This is a genomic window from Myxococcus stipitatus DSM 14675 (assembly GCF_000331735.1).
In the GTDB taxonomy this organism is placed as follows: domain Bacteria; phylum Myxococcota; class Myxococcia; order Myxococcales; family Myxococcaceae; genus Myxococcus; species Myxococcus stipitatus.
In genome coordinates this window covers 2,697,858-2,714,955 of sequence record NC_020126.1, presented here as the reverse complement: position 1 = coordinate 2,714,955, position 17,098 = coordinate 2,697,858, and the positions used below count along the sequence as shown (strand labels likewise).

Sequence of the window (17,098 nt, the reverse complement as noted above, 5' to 3'; positions counted from 1 at the left end):
TCAACCGGTCACTTCAGCGCGCGCCTCCACCGCGCGCGCCGCTCGTTCACGCTGTGTTTCGAGCCCCTCGGCGGGCACATGGAGGGAGTGACGGGCACGGTCGACGACTCCATGCCGTGAGCAGGAGTCGCCGCCGGGGGCCATCCCCTACCGGTAGTCCACGTGCAGGGCCGGGACGTAGTCGATGGAGCCACCCGTCTGCTCGAGGCTGCAGTAGCTCGTGACCTGGTTCTGGTTGTCCCAGGTCTGCCCGTTCCAGGTCGGTACGCGGTCCGTGATGGGGGACTGCCCCACGTAGAGGCCGTTCGAGGGCCAGGTCCCACTCGCCCAGTTCTTCACGACCGTCGTCACGTCCCAGGACTGCGCGCCACCGGCCGTCGGCGCCGGCAGCCACCACGAGCCTGCCGTGTAGACCTGCGGCAGCGTGTTGAAGGTCACCGAGGACGGGCTCCACGGCCCGGCAAGCGCCCGGACCAGGTAGCGCGCGTCGGACACGGGATGGGGGGCGAGGGCACAGGGGTACATCACGAGCGCCGCCACGAGCACATTCCTCCCCGAGAGCGCCGCCGTGTCGAACCGGAGCGCGGAGCCACCACAGTTGTGGAAGAGGGCCTGCCCTCCCGGGCCGATGGTCCAGGTGAAGAAGCAGCCCACGTCATTCGGTCCGGAGGGCAGGGTCACGTTCTGGTTGGAGAGCAGCGCGGTGCTCTCCATCACGGTGGCGTCACCGGTGGTGCGCAGCACGGCGCGGGTCGCGGTGGTGAACGAGACTCCGTTGGAGGGCGCGGAGCTCGTCGTCCCCTTCACCGCGCGCACGCGCATCCAATAGGCCGTCGCGGGAGTGAGGCCGCTCACGCTCGTCATGGTCATGTTGGCGCCGAGGCGGAAGGCCTCGGTGAAGGGTCCCGCCGCCGCGGTGGCGTACTCCACGGAGTAGCCCGTCTCGTCTTGGGCCACGTCGGTCCAGGAGAGGCTCACGCTCGTGGCGGAAGTGACCGTCGCGGAGAGCCCGGTGGGCGTGGCGATGACGACAGGCGACACCGTCGTCGCCGAGACTGGCGCCGTGTAGCCCGAGGGCGACCACGGCGGCCCGGAGGTCGTGGGGGCGAAGAGGGGGAGCGTGCGGAACCGGTAGTGATAGGGGGTGCCCGGCGCGAGGCCCGTGTCATCCCACGTACCGTTGGGCGGCCCGCCGAAGATGAAGTTGCCCAAGCGGGCCACCTCGGCCCAGGGGCCGGTGGCGGACAGCGCGCGCTCGATTGCGACGCCACCGCAGATGTTCCAGGTCCAGCCGAGCCGGAGCGAGGTCTGCGACAGCGTGGAAGCCGACGTGCCCTCCGTGGCCGGGCACAACGTTCCGATGACGATGGGGCCGTTGTACACGGAGACCTGCACCCAGGCGGAGGCGCCCGCGACGCCCACGGCCCGCACGCGGTAGTTGTTGGTGGCGAAGACCGGGCTCTCGTGTACCCAGCCGGTCGAGCCCGCGGGGAGCGTGACGGTCGAGCCCCAGGAGACGAACTCGCTGGAGTGCTGCACCTCGTAGCTGGTCTCGTCGGTCGCGGCGTCGGTCCAGGCGAGCCGCGCCACGCTGGCGGACGCCACCACCTCCTGCACACCGGTGAGGCCGGTCGGCGCGTTGGGCGGCAACGCCGCGGCCGTGCTCACACTCACGACGGAGGTGAACGCCGACACGCTGGCGCCATTCACCGCGCGCACCCGGTAGAAGTAGGTGCTCCCGGTGGCGAGCCCCATGTCGCCGTAGCCCAGGGCCGAGGCAGGTGGGCTCGCGATGAGCGTGAAGGGCCCGCCGCTCGCAACGGAGCGCTCGACCTCGAAGCCGGTGAAGGCTGCGGACGGCGGCATCCAGGTGAGCTCCACGCCCTGGGAGCTCGTGGCCCGCGCGACGAGGTTCGTGGGCGCGGATGGCGCTGCCACGCCGCCGTCGTCTCCTCCGCCTCCGTCGTCTCCTCCGCCGCCGCCCCCGGCGTCTCCGCCGCCGTCTCCTCTCCCGCCCCCGTCGTCTCCTCCTCCGCCGCCGTCTCGTCCACCTCCGTCGCCGCCGTCTGCTCCACCACCGTCTCCTCCGTCCCCGGCGACTCCCCAGCCGCTGTCTGCTTCTCCATCGCCGGCCCCGTTGGTGGACCCGCCACCGCACGCGGCAAGCGCCACAAGCGAGACCAGGAGAAGTGCACGGCAGGTGCAGGGCGAGGCGCGAGGCATGGAGACTCCGGTGGAGAGGAACGTCGAGGCCGACTATTCCCCTGGCCCGCGGCACGGGAGGAGGTGCACTCGCGACAAGTAGGCTGGGCCACCCCTGAGCGAGGGGTAGGAGGTCGGCTCACCCTCACTCCACCGTGAGCGAAGTGGCCACCCGCGACGTATCGTGTGGCCACGCAGCCAGCAACCGGAGCAGCCGTGGCCCCCGGCATCCCGACCATCACCCTCGACCCACGCTCCAACCGCCCGGTCTACCTGCAGATTGCACATGCGCTCATGTCCGAGATTCACCGCGGCCGGTTCCGGCCCGGAGACGCGCTCCCGGGCTACCGCACGCTCGCGCTCGGACTGGGCGTGTCCCGCAACACGGTGATGGCCGCGTACCGCGAGCTCGCCGACGAAGGTTGGCTGGTGGCGACTCCGGGCGAGGGGAGCATCGTCGTCCCCACGCCGCCGCGGCGCCTTCCAGGCGCCTCCGAGACTCCGCCCGGGCCCGCCGCGGAGCTCACGGGCGCCGGCATGGGCTTCGACCTCCACCGGCCCCCAGGCCCCGCGGTGCCCGACGCCGCCCGCAATCTGCTCCGCGTCGCCACCGGCAACCCCGACCCGCGCCTCCTGCCTGGCGCCGCGCTCGCGCGGGCCTACCGCCGTGCGCTCACCGTGAATCCGCGCGGCACGCTCGCGCTGGACGACCCGCAGGGCCACCCCGCCCTGCGCGAGGCGCTCGCGCGAACGCTGCGCGCGGCCCGTGGCGTCGCCGCCGCGCCGGAGCGCCTGGTGGTCACTCGCGGCGGGCAACTGCCGCTGGCCCTCGTTGCCCACGCCCTGCTCGGGCCGGGCGACGCGGTGGCGGTCGAGGCGCTCGGCGCGAGGGACGCGTGGGCGGCATGCGCTCGCGCCGGCGCGCGCTGCCTGCCGGTGCCGGTGGACGCGCAGGGGCTCGACGTGGACACCCTCGAGCGGCTCCTCTCGACGGAGCGGCTGCGCGCGGTGCTCACCACCCCGGTGCGCCAGTACCCCTCGGTGGTCGCGCTCTCGCCGGAGCGCCGGGCGCGCCTGCTCGCCCTCGCGGCGCGCCACCGGTTCGCCGTGCTCGAGTCCGAGCACGACGCCGAGTTCCAGTTCGAAGGAGCCCTGCCCCCGCCACTCGCCGCGGAGGACCGCGCGGGCGTGGTGGTGTTGGTGGGCTCGCTCTCGAAAATCTTCAGCCCCGGGCTCCGCCTCGGCTTCGTCCACGCGCCCGCGCCGCTCGTGGCGCAGCTGCGCTCCGCCCGCGACGCGCTCGACCGACACGGTGACCCCGCGCTCGAGCGGGCGATGGCGGAGCTCCTCGAGGACGGCGAGATCGAGCGCCACCTCAACCGCATGCACCCCATCTATCGCCACCGCCGCGACGTGCTCGCGAACGCGCTCTCGGAGCACCTCGGCACCGCGCTCATCTTCGACCCGCCCACGTCCGGCCTCGCCCTGTGGGCCCGCACGCGACAGGGGCTGGACGTGGACGCCTGGGCACGGCGCGGCCTCGAGCGCGGGGTCGCATTCCAGGCCGGCCGGCAGTTCGCCTTCGATGGCGGTGCCGTCTCGGGGCTGCGCATCGGGTTCTCCAACTACGGCGACACGGAGCTGGTCGAGGTCGCGCGGCGGATGGCCGAGGCCCTCCCGGAGGGGCAATAACGGTGGAGCTACAACCGCTGGACGGACGCGTCGTGCTCAAGGGACTGCTCGGGAAGGGCGGGATGGGCCAGGTCCACCGCGCCTTCGATTCCACGCTCGAGCGCGCGGTGGCGGTGAAGTTCCTGCGCGGCGACGACCCGCGCGAGACCGAGCGGCTCGTCCTCGAGGCGCGGCTGCAGGCACGAGTGGAGCATGAGAACGTGGTCCGTGTGCACGCGGTCGGCTCGCTGGAGGGCCGCGCGTGCCTCGTGCTCCAGCTCGTCGAGGGCAAGACGCTCGCGGACCTCGCCGCGGACCACACGCTCTCCACCCGCGTCGAGCTGGTGCGCCAGGCGGCCCTCGGGCTCGACGCCGCCCATCGCCAGGGGCTCGTGCACCGCGACGTGAAGCCCGACAACGTGCTGGTGGAGCAAGGGCCGGGCGCGCCGCTGGCGAGGCTCGGTGACTTCGGCCTCGCCCACTGCGAGGAGGGTGGGCTCACCCACTCCGGCTTTCCTGCGGGCACGCTCGAGTACATGGCGCCCGAGCAGCTCGCCAGCACGGGCCCGGTGGACTTCCGCGCCGACGTCTATGCGCTCGGCGCCACCCTCTACGCGGTGCTCGCCGGGCACCCGCCGTTCCACGGGCTCGCCGAGGCGTCGGGGCGCTCCGAGCCGGCGCTCCTGCTCCGGCGCATCCTCGCCGATGAGCCGCCGGCCCTCGGCGCCGAGGTCCCTCGCGAGCTGGCGCTCGTGGCCGCGTGGGCGATGCAGCGGGAACCGGCCGCGCGCTACCCCTCGGCGCTGGCGTTCGCCGAGGACCTCGGACGCTTCCTGCGCAGCGAGCCTGTGCTGGCGCGGCCGCCGACGCTCGCCTACCGCGCCACGAAGTGGGCACGGCGCAACCCGGTGGCGGCGCGCGCCGCCGCCGTGGCGACAGCGGCGGTGGTGCTCGGCGTGGCGTGGGCCGCGTTCGCCGAGCGGCGGGCGGGCCTGGACGCGCTCGAGGCCGCGCGGCTGGGCGCCGAGGCGCAGCGCATGGAGAACGCGATGCGCATCGCGCACCTGTCGCCCGCGCACGACCTTTCGCCGGTGTACGTGACCATCCGCGCCTCCGTGGACGCGCTGCGGCGCGCGGACGGCAGCGCTGGAGCGGCCGCGCGGGCCTTCGCCATCGGCCGCGGCCTCCAGCTCCTCCATGACGCCGACCCGGCCCGCGAGGCGCTCGAGCGGGCGTGGACGCTCGGGTTCCATCACCCCGAGGCGGCGCTCGCGCTCGGCCTGCTGGACGGCGAGCGCTACGCGCGCGAACGCGCCCAGCTCCCGCGCATCGACGACCCGAAGCGGAAGGAGGGCCGAATCGCCGCGCTCCGGGCGCGCTTCCGCGAGCCCGCCGTGGCGCGCCTGCGGCTCGTCCCCGCCGCGACCGGCGCCGACCGCGACCTCCTCGAGGCCCGCATCGCGCTCGTGGAGGAGCGCAATGCCGACGCCGCCGCGCTCGCCCAGGCGGCGCGCGAGGCCGGGGCCGACCCGCTCGAGGCGAGCACACTCGAGGGAGAGGCGTGGCTGCGCCGCTCCCTCGAGGTCTACGAGACGCGAGACCTTGACGGGACGCTCACGCCCGTCGCCCAGGCCATCCCGGCGCTCCGACGCGCGGCGGAGATAGGACGCAGCGCCCCCCGCCCCCGCCTCCTGCTCGCCCAGGCGCTCATGCACGAGGGCGTCGTCCGCCAGCAGCGAGAGCCGATCCGCGCCGACCGCTTCGACCCGGCGCTCGCGGTCCTCGCCGAAGGGCTCGCCCTGGCTCCGAAGGACCCGGACCTGCTGGTCGTGCGCTCCGAGATCTTCGCGGAGAAGGGACGGCTCGCGCGGATGCTCGGCATCGACCCGGGCCCGAGCCTCCTCGCCGCGGTCACCTCCGCCGACGCCGCGACGCGGGCCGCGCCTTCGAACCGCTCCGCATGGGAACGGCTCGCCTGGGCTTGCCTCAATTACGCGCGTGAGCTGCGCGATGCCCATTACGCGGTGGACTGGGCCTGGGAGAAGGGCATCGCGGCGGCGACGCGCGCGGGCGGGCTCTCTCCCGAGTCGAGCGTCCCGCCCTCGCTGCTCTCGCAGATGTACGCGGACCGAGCCGAGACCACCGGCATCCGAGGCGGCGACTCGACCAAGGACATCGAGGCGGCGCTCGTCGCGGCGCGCCGGGTGGCGGAGATTGGAGACCGCCCCATCGTATCGCGCATCATGCTCGCCCAGGCCATACGCCAGGACGCCACCCGTCGCTGGTCCGCTGGCGAGGCGGCCGACGCGCGCTATGCGGAGGCGGCCCACATCATCGGCGAGGCCTTCTCGAGGGGCGAGGGCCAGACGGCGCTCGCCGGCTTCGGCGTGCAGATCGCGGTCCTCTGGGCCGAGTCCGTGCTCCTCGAGGGACGGGGGCCCGACGACGCGCTGGCCACGGTGGCGCCCTGGGCCGCGATACTGTGGACGCGCGTCGACACCGACATCGTCGCCGCCGCCCAGTTCGCCGAGCTCGAGGTGCTCAAGGTCCAGGCCGCGGTGTTGACGGGACGGGACCCCGAGCCCGAGGTCGCCCGCGCCAGGCCGTTGCTCGAGAAGGTGGTGAAGGCCGGGGTCTACCCGGCGATGCGGGGCCGGATGGCGGAGGTCGAGCTGCACCGCGCGGCGTGGCTGGCGGGACGCGGGCTCGACCCCCTTCCGGCCCTCACCGCCGCGGACCGGTACGCGCAGCTCATGAAGGCCGAGGATGCGAGCAGCCCCGACGGCTGGCGCCTGGAGACGGAGGTCGTGCTCGCGCGGCCCTCGCCGCTGGCGGCCGACCTCGCCCGGGCGCGCTCCGCCATCGACAAGTCCCTGACCTTCATGCCGGAGGACCCGCGCCTCCTCGCCCTCCGAGGCCACGTGCTCGCCGCGTCGGGGGACCTCGCGGGCGCACGCGCCGCACTCGAGCAGGCCCGGACGCGGAACGGCCGTCTGGCGTGCGTCAAGTCACTGCAGGCCCGGTTGCATTAGCGCGTCTCGATGGGTGGCCGCGCGCGCCCGGCCGCCAGGCAGAGGTCCCGATGACAGGGGCCCTGCCCTTCCCGCTCGCGACGCGCCCTACCCGCCCTGACCGGAGGCGGCCGGTGCAACGGGCGCGTCCTTCGCCTTGGCCCACGGCGTGAGCAGCTCTGCCTCGCGCACGGGCGGCAGGCCCGCGCATCGGGCGAATAGAAGGCCGGCCAGGCGGCCTATTCGAGAACATTCCCGGCCGCATCGAGAAGCAGGGGCACGTGAGAGAAACCCTCGGCTGCTCATGCCGTGAGCGTGTCGTGACGGCCATGGGGCCACCCCGCGATGACGCAGTTCCACTCAGGAAGTGGCCCAGGAGCATCAGCCCTCCCGAGCCTTGCGCCGGTACTCGCCGGGAGGCACTCCCATCTCCCTCCGAAAAGCCCGATTGAAGGCAAACTCGGACTCGTAACCCACGCAGCCCGCGATGGCCGCGAGCCCATCCTGTCCCTCACGCAGCGCGCGTGCGGCCTCCTGCATCCGAAGTCGCGTGAGGTACTCATGAGGCGCCACGCCCACCTGGCTCGCGAAGCGCCGCGCGAGTGTCGCCCTCGAGGTTCCTGAGCGCCGCGCCAGCTCGCTCACTGTCCAGCTCCGCCCCGGCTCCGCGTGCATCCAGCCCAGGGCGCTGGCGAGCGTCCGGTCGCCGAGCGCCCCCAACCAGCCCGCGCCGCCCGGTGGCTGAGCGTCCGCCCACGCCCGAAGCACCTGCACCAGGAGAATGTCGAGCAACCGAGAGACGATGACCGAGGAGCCTCGCTCTCCCCTCTCGTACTCCCGTTCGAGCAGCGACACGATGGGCAACAGGGCACGCGCATCTTCGGAAGCCCCCCGCAGGTGGACCCGCTCGGGAAGCAGCCGCAACACGGGGTGCGCCCCCGGCTCGTCGAACGCGAAGAAGCCGCAGAGCACCCGCGACTCGACGCCGGCCCCGCCCAGCACATACGAGGAGGCCCCTTCGCCACGTGTCGCCAACCACTCTTCCAGCCTCAGCTTGGGGCTGCGGGGCGAGTCCGCGACGGCATGCCCGTCGCCGCGCGGCAGCAGCACGACATCACCAGGCCCCAGCGAGACGGCGTCCCGGCCCTGCGTCAGGTGACAGGAGCCCGAGATGATCAGGTGCAGGGTCGCAGAGGCCGTGGGAGCAAAGCGTAGCCCCCATGGGGCCCGTGCCACGGTGCGACAGTAGAGCTCCCCTCTCAGACGGGTTCGCTCGAGAATCTGCCCCAGCAGGTCGGAAGCATGCGAGAGGTCCATGTCCTCGAGGCTAGCAGCGGGCTGCCTCCAGCGCTCGCGCCCTGAGCGTTTCAGACAAAATGTTGAGCCGTCCGCGAATAGCGTCTCCGCGGCCACTCCGTCACATTCTCGGCCATGAACGACACCCGCGCTTCATCTGGAGGCCTCATGAACCCGAGCCATTCACAGTTGTCCTGGAGGCTCACCTCGCCCACGGCCTTGTTCACCTTGCTGCTGGGCGCCTTCCTGCTGTTCCTCAGCCTCCGAGGCGCGCTGGACCCGATAAGCGCGGCCAGGGGCTTCGGCCTGACCGACTCCGGGAGCGAGGTCATCCCCTGGCTTTACGTCAAGGCGGGCAGGGACTTCGGCCTGGCACTGGCGATGTTCGCCCTGGTGGCCATCCGGCAGCGAAAGGCCGCGGGTGTCTTCGTCCTCGCCACCATCGTGATGCCCACCGTGGACGCGCTGACCGTGCTGCATGGTGGTGCCTCGCTCGCCTTCGCGCTCGGGGTCCATGGAAGCGCGGTGGTCTACGGAGTGGTGCTGGCCGCCGCGCTGCTGCGTCCCCAGAAGGTCACCTCTTGATGACGAGAGCGCCCGGCGGTGCAGCGGCTCACCGGGAGCGGCGGCAATTCGGTGCAGGACGCGCACCTGCTTCTTCTCCTTCCCCGAGGCCCACTGGAAGCGGCTTCGCAGCACCCATGGCCTGGAGCGACTTCATGGCGAAGTGAAGCGCCGCATCCGCTCCGTGGGCTCCTTCCCGGACCGCGCCAGCGCCCTTCGCCTCATCACCGCAGTCGCCCTCGAAGTCTCTGGCATCTGGGATGACCGCCGCTACCGCACCAACTCCACACGAGTCGGGACTTGACCGCGCGAGCTCCCAAGTCGGAACAGCAAGGCCGGCAATGGGGACGTGCCCCACGACCGGCCTTGCTCCTCGACGTGTCGACGCGGTCCTACCGCAGGGGCACGCGCTTGAGCCTGAAGGGCGAGGGGCTCTCGCTCATCGTGAAGTAGCCCGCGCCGTTGGCCTCGTATTCGATCGCCTCACCCTGGCCCTCGGAGGTGTCGGTCAGCGTGACGGGCGTCGCGAAGACGGCCGACTCGAAGCCGAGTCCCGGAGTCGCACGGAACTCGTAGACGGTGCGGTAGGTGCGAAGGAGGAAGCGATCCGCGCATGGGTGGATCGCCGCCGCGGTCGCGGCCGAGAAGTTGGCGTCTCCGTTCAGCGGCAGCTGGATCGTGTGGACGTGGATCAGCGTGGCCTGCACGCCCGGCGTCAGCGGCTGGGGGAACTTGTACACGCCGCTTTGCCCCGTGTCCCCGTTCTTGGTGACGACGTAGATGTCCCCGGTGGTGGGGTGCACCATCAGCGACTCCGCGTCCTTCGAGCCGTCCGGATAGACGAACGGGAAGGCCTCGGCGACGAGCCCCCCCGAGGTCTGGCCGTTGGCGAGATCCGGCTCGGGCAGGCGGTAGATCGTGAACGACGTGGGGCTGCCCCCCGGAGGGAAGTTGGCGCTCCACTTCCCGATGTCACCGATGAAGATGCACGAGCCGCTCGGGCAGGGCCCGGTTGCGAGGTCCTCCCAGTCGGCCGGCGTCACGTTGGTCACGTTGAACGTGCCGAGCGTGCTCGCGTTGAGGGTGTTGATCGCGACGAGCGCGGTGGTGTCTTCGTTGTGCACGTAGAGCGCGTTGCCGACCACGCGGCTCGCGGCCAGGCCCGAGGGCTCCACGATCTGCGGCGCGGCCACGGTACCCTGGAGCGTGAAGGTGCTCGCGTACGTGTCCCCGACGATGCAACGGGGGGCGTTGGCGGCGCGCAGGACGATCACGTGCGCGGTGTTGGTCTGCACGAACGCGGAGCTGCCGGAGAGGCCCGTCTGGAGGCCCGGCGCGGTGAGCGACCGGTAGGCCGCATTGAAGAGCAGTCCGTTGGCGTGACCCAGGCACGCGTCGAAGGCCTCGGTGAAGCCGAGCGGCGGCTCGATGCCGGTGGCCGGGCAGGTGGCGTCCGGCCAGACCTGTGAGCCGTACCAGACGGCGAGGCCCCCCACGCCAACGGTCACCAGATCGGGCACGGTGAACGACGCGGAGTCGCCGTTCTTCTGGCCTGCGTGCACGTCGATCGGCTGGAGCGGATCGACGCCGCTGAAGGACTCCACGCTCCCCGCCATGTGGGTGGTCGCGTCCAGTCCGAACGCGTAGCTCGCGGGCTCGGAGGCGCCCGCGACGCGGTAGAAGATCCAGGTGCGGATGGCATAGGCGCTCTGCTCCGAGCGCAGGAACGTCCAGCCGGCGGGCGGCGTGACGGTCGCGGTGATGTTGTTGCGCACGGTCACCCGCGCGATGAGCGCGTCGTTGGCCTCGGTCCCCGACGGCTTGGGGATCGACAGCGAAGAGATCGACAGGCCGCTGTGGCGCGAGCTCCCACGCAACGCGACCCCCGCGGGCGGTGCGACCTCGGCGCGGCGAAGGGCGACGACCTGCGCGACGTTGGTCTCGGCGAACGTCGAGCTCCCGTTGAACGGGCCCTGGATGCCGGCACCTGCGAGGGGCATGAAGGCGGCGTTGAAGACGAGGCCCTGTGACGAGGACACCAGGCAGGTGTCGTAGGTCTCGGCGAAGCCCACGGGGGGCTCGATGGCCGGGGTCGGACATGCGGCGCCGGTCCACGCCTGCGCGCCGAACCAGACGGCGGCCCCGCCCGGGGTCGAGGTGCTCAGCTGCGGTGTCGTGAAGACGGTCGAGCTGCTGTTGCTCTTGCCTGCGTGCGTGTCGATCGGGTTGGCCGGATTGACGCCGGCATACGCCACGAGGTTGCCGACGAGGTAGCTCGCGATGGAGCTCTGGAACGTGTGGCTCGCGGGCTCGCCGGCGGTGGCGACGCGGACGAAGACCCAGCCGCGGATGCTCCAGGTGCTCATGTCGGTGCGCACCAGCGTCCAACCCGCAGGCGGGGTGATCTCGGCGGCGATCTGGTTCCGGTTCGCAAGGTGCGCCAGCAGCACGTGACCGGCGGCGACGCCCGTAGGGGTCGAGAGGGTCAGGCTGGTGACCGTCTTGCCGCTCGCGTGCGTGGTGCCGACGAAGGTGATCTCCCCGGTGGCCGGCGGCTGGAGGGGACGCAGCACCACCGCGTGCGTGATGTTGGTGTTGGGGAGCGTGGAGCTGCCGGTGAAGGCGGGCTGGGCACCTGCGGCCCCGAGCTCCGAGGTGGCGGAGCTGTGCAGCATGCCGCGCGACGACGAGGCGAGGCAGGTGTCGAGCTGCTCGGTGAAGCCCGTCGGAGGGGTGTGGACCGCGGGGCACGTGGTGCCTCCCCAGACCTGGGCCGAGAACCACACTGCGAGGCCGTTCGCGGACGACGTGGTGGCGACGGGCAGCGCGAGGCTCGCGCTGTTGCCATTCTTCTGGCCCACGTGCACGTCGACGGGCTCGAGCGGGTCCGCGCCCGACACCGCGACCAGGGTGGCCGCCATGGCGCTGGCGAGGTCGAGGGTGAAGGTGTGGCTGCTCGGCTCGGCCGCGCTGGCCACGCGGAGGAAGAGCCAGGACTTGATGGCCGAGGCGCTCTGCTCGGAGCGCAGCAGCGTCCAGCCAGCGGGCGGGGTGGCGACGGCGGTGACGGCCTCGCGATTGCTCAACTGCATCACCAGCACATCTCCGGCGGCCGTACCGACGGGGGTGGGGATGGAGAGGGTGGTGGTGTCCAGGCCGCTCGCGCTGGTGGTTCCTCGCACGGAGAGCGTGGAGAGGCCCTGGGCCGTCGTCGCTTCCTGTACGTCGTCGGGCGGCACGAGCTCAGTCGTTCCACAGGCGGCCATCAGGAGGGCGGCCGCGAGCCACAGACTTCGGAATGGGGTCATGAGGTGTTGATCGAGTGTCGACTCACCGGACTGGAGGTCCGGGAATCGGCCATGAGAAGGACCCCGAAGTGCGAAGCGCAATCGACTGTCATGAAACAGGAAAGCTACCGTGAAATGGTTGGGATCGTCGGGTGTCATCGAAAGAAGGTGGCAGTCCTGTCCATGCGGTCGCGCGGAGTCCTTGGAGAACGCGGAGCCCCAAGATATCCGCGCATGACGCAAGGGCTGAAGGACGGTCGGCACCCCGAGTGGGGCGCCTCCAGGCAAGCCTCGTGACCAAGGCTGTGACCGGCTCGTGACGTCAGCAGAACGGTGCTGACATCCTGTGATTGGGGACGACCTTCAAGAAGCGCGGGATTGGAGGGCCGCGCAGCGGCGCTCGAGGTGCCGAAGACTGGCGGCAGGGGAGCCTTGAGCCACGCTGGGCGGCAGAAGTGGACGAGATGAGCGACCTGGAGGAAGGCCAGGCCGCCGGACAAATGGAGTCGCCACCTCTCCGCGACAGGCAGCAACAAGAGGCGCCCGTGTCGCGAAAGCGTCCACCCGGCGGCTCGGGTGCACGAGCTTCGAGAGCGAGAGTGTTGTCATTGCGGGGAGTTGTTCTGACTCTATCGGAGTGCGGGAGAGCCAGTTCCGTGGACACCCGAAATGTGAGGGAAGGAGCACGGGATGTCCGCGAACGAGGAGAAGCAGAAGAAGCCCCGGAGGCCGCGCCGTGAGTTCTCGGCGGAGTTCAAGGCTGGGGCGGTGAAGCTGGTGCTGGAGGAGGGCAAGTCCCTCCCCCAGGTCTCCCGGGACTTGGACCTGACGCAGTCTGTACTGAGGCTGTGGGTGGCGCAGACGAAGATGGACAGGGGCGAGGGCAAGGCCGGTGCGTTGACGACAGCGGAACGCGAGGAACTGGCCCGGCTGCGCAAGGAGAACCGCGAGCTGCGGCTGGAGCGGGAGATACTAAGAAATGCAGCGGCCTTCTTCGCGAAGGAGATGAAGTGAAGTTCCGCTTCATCCACGCGGAGAAGGCCCGCTTTCCGGTTGCCGCTCTCTGTCGTCACCTGGGCGTCTCTCGCAGTGGCTATGACGCCTGTGCGAACCGGCCCGAGTCTGAGCGCAAGGAGAGAGACAGGGCACTTAGTGTCGAGGTAGTCGCCGTGCACCAAGAGAGCCGGGGCACGTATGGCGCTCCGCGTGTGCACGCGGAGCTGAGGGCGCGTGGCCGACGCGTAGCCCGCAAGCGGGTGGCTCGCCTGATGCGGCAGGCCGGCGTGCGCGCTCGCGTCCCGCGTCGCTTCGTGCGGACCACCGACTCGGCCCACCACCACCCGGTGGCGCCGAACACATTGGAGAGGAACTTCCTGCCCGACGCGCCCAACCGCACGTGAGCTGGCGACATCACCTACGTCTGGACTGACGAGGGATGGTTGTACCTGGCCGTGCTGTTGGACCTCTTCAGCCGCAAGGTGGTGGGAGTCAGGGGTCCGCGTCGTGGAGATGGGTCGAAGCGTCGGTGATGGGAGGCCGTTGACGGAGGACTCGCGTGATTCTCCGGGAGCCTTGGGGGCGGAGGTTACATGCATCACGAGGTGACGGCGCGAACCAGGAGCTTCCGTATCTCCTGCATGAGCAGGAGCTGCTTCGCGGAGGTGATGGCCTCCGGGTTGCCCGTGGGACGGCGTTTTGCCGGGACCAGACAGGGGTTCTCTTCACGCAGGTACGCGAGAATCTTCAGGAGGTCCTCGTCGACGAATCCGCTCTCGTACTTGCGGACATGCCCGGGCTTCTCGCTGTTTTTGCTCAGCTCCTCGCGCTTGTTGCTGAGGGCCCGGGCCTGCTGCGCCTTCGGGAGCTCCCTCTTCTCCGGGGGAATCTTGTCGAGCGCTTCCTTCTGGCTCTCGGCCATCTCCTTGAGTTCGTCCGCGAAATTGGGCTTGAAGCGAGACGCAGTGCCTGGAATCCCTCGGTTGCGGGCAGTGATGTAGGGCGGCATCGACGCTTGGAGAACGCCCATTTTGAACAACCCGCTTTTGTTCAACTTCAGGTCATGGTGGATGTACTTGCCCACACGGGTGGGGGGCTCGCTCAGGAGGATTCGCTCATAGCCGATTCCCGTCTGATGCCACGCGACCATGCGCTCGCCGCCGTAGCTCTGCTCCTCCTCCATGTAGCGCACGAAATAGCCCAGCAGCGCGAGCGCCTCCAGGTTGCCGCTGCGCATTCCAAGGTGGCGCACATCACACAGGCGGTGGAGGAGTTCGTAGAGCTGGAACTGCACCACGCGCTTGCCGCCGGAGTAGTGCTTCCAATCCGGGTCCGTCCAGAACTCAGTCAGATTGACGCACCGGCCGTTCCCGTAGCATTCGTTCACGGCCCCAACGATTTCGTCATACTTCTTCCTGCGAGCATCCTTGTCGATGACTTGCTCGTGAACGATGGGCCTGTCTCCGGCGATGATGACCGTGTAGTCCAGCTCCGCGGCCATCCAGGCCATCTGCGCGAGGCCCTTGAAGCTCGTGTCGTGCTCGGGATGGTACTCGCCCTTCTTGCCCGTGAACCGGCTCCAGAGGACGAGGACCTTCCGGCCGAACGCTCCCGAGAGATTGCCCAGGTGCTTCGCCAGGTAGCGGCGCAGCGCGTCCTCATGCTTGATGCGCTCGACGTGGAACGCTTGGCGAATCACGCCGCGGTTCTCTTCGACCTTCAAGCAGTCACTGCCTCCCAGTTGGAACTGTGAGCGCAGGAAGTAGGTCCCCATGTTGTACGGAGCCAGCCAGGCAAATGCTCTCCGGGTCCGCATGAGCTCGAAGACGCCATTGAAGGTGGAGTCCCGGCTCACCGCCTCCTGGTAGCTCTCCGCGAGACGAACCCGGCTCGCCCCGAGCAACTCGGAGAAGAAGCTGAGCATGCCGTCGCTGTGGTCCTGCTCGATTTTGTCGGCCTTGTAGACGACCACGCCCATGCTCTCCTTGAGCAGTGCGGAGGCCCCAATCCCAAACATGTCACCACTCGCGTGGCCGCCGATGTAACATATGACGGGGACGTTGGCCCAAATCGTCTGCTGTAGCGCCTGGATGAACTCGTAGTAGCGAGGAATCGCCGAGTAGCGAACCGCCATGTCCTTTTCGAACTGCGCCAGCATGGCGGGCAAAGTGGCCCGGTAGTCTTCGATGACGAAAGTGAAGGTCTTGAGCAGGCCTTTCAGAAACGCCGCGGCGGGCTTGGCCTTGTCTTTCTTGTTCGACCAGGCCTCGAGCTCCGCCCACCACCCCATCTTCTCCAGGTCGGCGCTGTTCATGACGTCGGAAATCCACATCGCGACCATGTTTCTCAGGAGGTCGTCGGGGGCTTTCTTGTCGCTGACTCTCGCCGTCGAGCGGATGACGGTGAACACCTCTTTCTCGAACCCGCGCCTGGAGACGTTCGCCCCGCTGCCATTGTCCTTGCCCATTGCTGGATTCTCGTTAGACCACGGGTTGGTGCCACATCCGCAGCTTACCTGCCCTGGCTGTCACTCGGGCCGAGTACGGCATTACTTCCGCTGCCGTTCTTCCTCCCGGTTTCGCGCGACGAACTCCCATACCTACTGAGGCACCGAGCCCTCGGGCTACTCAAAGGAGCGGGAGACGACGTCCACAGTCTCGGCGTACTCGGGCAGGGTGTAGCCGAAGAGTAACCGACCGACGGCGGGCGCTCTGGGGGCACCACTGCCCCTCGCGGCGGCTCAGGGGCCTGGGCGCCATGTCGGTCTGGAGTGAAGTCTCCGAGTACCGAGCGCAGGTGGCCATTCAGGACGAGTCGGCTGGCGCCGGTGACCAGCGGTGGAGACGAGCATGGGAAAGCGCGGCGATTCGAGCACGTGCCCCGTGAGCGCTGGAAACGGGACGGTCGGTTGAGTGGTCTCGTGAGCGCGAGGGGCTTGCGGGCCGTCAGTGAAGGGGATGAGTTGAATCGGGCTGCGTCGAATTCTTGGTCCTGGTCTGGGGACGAGATTTTCTGGTGCTGCGGACAAGCGATCTCTTGTGCACGAAAGGGTCTGCGCTGGCGGATGGAGAGGCGCTTCACGGGCCATGTGCCCGGCGACCTCGATTTCCTCCAGCTTGCTCATCTCGCCCACTCGCGCAACCCAGCATGGCTCAAGGCTCCCCTGCCGCTAGATTCCGGCACCTCGAGCGCTGCTGCGCGGCCCTCCAATCCCGCGATTCTCCGCGCTCGAGTGGATCGAAGACCCGCGCTTCTTGAAGGTCGTCTCCAGGCGAGGTGGATGCGGAGGTGGTGAGCAGCGATGCGGGACTGGAGCCTGCAGGCCCATCCAACAGTGCACTCGTAGAGCTGTAGCATCCCCTCATCGGCGAACGCCCACCACGAAGTCAGCGATGTTCATCGTCGCTCTTCGACACCTGCATTCCGGCCACGTACACATACCTCTCGACCATGGAGCCAACGTACTGCTGCGCTTCCGATGAGCCCTCCGCGGGCAAGTGCTGAACGCCGAAACTCCTCTCAGCGTCGTAGAGAGGCCTGTCGAGCGGGTAGGCCGCGAGTGTCCCGGAGTACCTCGTCTTGGCCAGCCATGCGTCCGCCAGTTGCTTCCTGGAGAAGACCGCCGTCGCCATTGCGGCATTCTGTCCTGTGAAGAGCCACACGGCCCAGCGTGCATGACCGCGCTGCAAGGAGCGTCCCTCGGGGAGCTGGTGCTTCTCGAAAGGGCCTTCAAGTCCGAGGCTACGCAGCGCGGTGATGACCTGCTCTGCATCAGGGGGGTCCGCATGCACTGCGGCAACTTCGGACGGCTCTTTCCAGACAACTTCGAACCGAAGGCCATCTTCGCGCTCAAACGCCCAGAAGACCTCGCGCCCTCCCACAGTTCGGGAGGAGTCGTCTTCCACGTAGGCCGGCTGGCCCAGCGGCTCTAGTACTGCGCGTGTGGCGCCGAATGAGACAACGTGCTCGCCTTCCGAGTAGGGAATCACATAGGGGAAGCCGAGACGACGCATGGGGTGTCCTCCGACGAGCACAAATGTACGCAGGCGTGCTCAGCCGGCCCCTGAGCTT

Annotated in this window: 8 protein-coding genes and 2 pseudogenes; 5 read left to right on the top strand and 5 right to left on the bottom strand. The window is 69.7% G+C overall.

The annotated features are described in order from the left end of the window. Positions 1-147 precede the first annotated feature (147 nt). Positions 148-1,938, bottom strand: a complete 1,791-nt coding sequence (locus MYSTI_RS40650; protein WP_052350977.1) for a fibronectin type III domain-containing protein — start codon at positions 1,936-1,938, stop codon at positions 148-150. Between the two features lie 480 nt (positions 1,939-2,418). Here MYSTI_RS40650 and MYSTI_RS10505 point away from each other — a divergent pair, with 480 nt between their 5' ends. Both MYSTI_RS10505 and MYSTI_RS10500 read left to right on the top strand, forming a co-directional pair. Next, complete coding sequence (locus MYSTI_RS10505; protein WP_015347727.1) at positions 2,419-3,894, top strand: aminotransferase-like domain-containing protein; 1,476 nt, start codon at positions 2,419-2,421, stop codon at positions 3,892-3,894. A gap of 2 nt (positions 3,895-3,896) precedes the next feature. After that, complete coding sequence (locus MYSTI_RS10500) at positions 3,897-6,905, top strand: serine/threonine-protein kinase (protein WP_015347726.1); 3,009 nt, start codon at positions 3,897-3,899, stop codon at positions 6,903-6,905. Positions 6,906-7,265: 360 nt separating this feature from the next. Here MYSTI_RS10500 and MYSTI_RS10495 read toward each other — a convergent pair whose 3' ends face one another. Continuing rightward, positions 7,266-8,201 carry an AraC family transcriptional regulator gene (locus MYSTI_RS10495; RefSeq protein WP_015347725.1) on the bottom strand — a complete coding sequence of 312 codons (936 nt, stop codon included), beginning with the start codon at positions 8,199-8,201 and terminating at the stop codon, positions 7,266-7,268. A 147-nt stretch (positions 8,202-8,348) separates the two neighbouring features. Between MYSTI_RS10495 and MYSTI_RS10490 the strand changes: the two genes are divergently transcribed. Then, positions 8,349-8,765 carry a DUF4267 domain-containing protein gene (locus MYSTI_RS10490; RefSeq protein ID WP_015347724.1) on the top strand — a complete coding sequence of 139 codons (417 nt, stop codon included), beginning with the start codon at positions 8,349-8,351 and terminating at the stop codon, positions 8,763-8,765. Between the two features lie 64 nt (positions 8,766-8,829). Next, a pseudogene (locus MYSTI_RS42995) lies at positions 8,830-9,048 on the top strand (transposase); the annotation flags it as partial. Positions 9,049-9,136: 88 nt separating this feature from the next. Here the strand turns inward: MYSTI_RS42995 and MYSTI_RS10485 are convergent. Next, the gene (locus MYSTI_RS10485; RefSeq protein WP_015347722.1) at positions 9,137-12,052 is read right to left on the bottom strand and encodes a hypothetical protein; all 2,916 of its coding nucleotides are present in this window, start codon (positions 12,050-12,052) and stop codon (positions 9,137-9,139) included. A 669-nt stretch (positions 12,053-12,721) separates the two neighbouring features. Here MYSTI_RS10485 and MYSTI_RS44525 point away from each other — a divergent pair. Then, positions 12,722-13,518: pseudogene (locus tag MYSTI_RS44525) on the top strand (IS3 family transposase); the annotation flags it as partial. 107 nt (positions 13,519-13,625) lie between these two features. On the opposite strand, the gene MYSTI_RS10470 reads toward MYSTI_RS44525, so the two are convergent. After that, complete coding sequence (locus MYSTI_RS10470; protein WP_015347719.1) at positions 13,626-15,494, bottom strand: hypothetical protein; 1,869 nt, start codon at positions 15,492-15,494, stop codon at positions 13,626-13,628. A 919-nt stretch (positions 15,495-16,413) separates the two neighbouring features. Then, positions 16,414-17,040, bottom strand: coding sequence for a DUF7710 domain-containing protein (locus MYSTI_RS10465; protein ID WP_015347718.1), 627 nt, complete (start codon positions 17,038-17,040; stop codon positions 16,414-16,416). Positions 17,041-17,098 lie beyond the last annotated feature (58 nt).

Bases quoted from the DNA above. Each gene is read 5' to 3' on its own strand.
- MYSTI_RS10495 (WP_015347725.1), bottom strand. From the start codon at position 8,201: ATGGACCTCTCGCATGCTTCCGACCTGCTGGGGCAGATTCTCGAGCGA.
- MYSTI_RS10470 (WP_015347719.1), bottom strand. From the start codon at position 15,494: ATGGGCAAGGACAATGGCAGCGGGGCGAACGTCTCCAGGCGCGGGTTC.
- MYSTI_RS10485 (WP_015347722.1), bottom strand. From the start codon at position 12,052: ATGACCCCATTCCGAAGTCTGTGGCTCGCGGCCGCCCTCCTGATGGCC.
- MYSTI_RS10465 (WP_015347718.1), bottom strand. From the start codon at position 17,040: ATGCGTCGTCTCGGCTTCCCCTATGTGATTCCCTACTCGGAAGGCGAG.
- MYSTI_RS10490 (WP_015347724.1), top strand. From the start codon at position 8,349: ATGAACCCGAGCCATTCACAGTTGTCCTGGAGGCTCACCTCGCCCACG.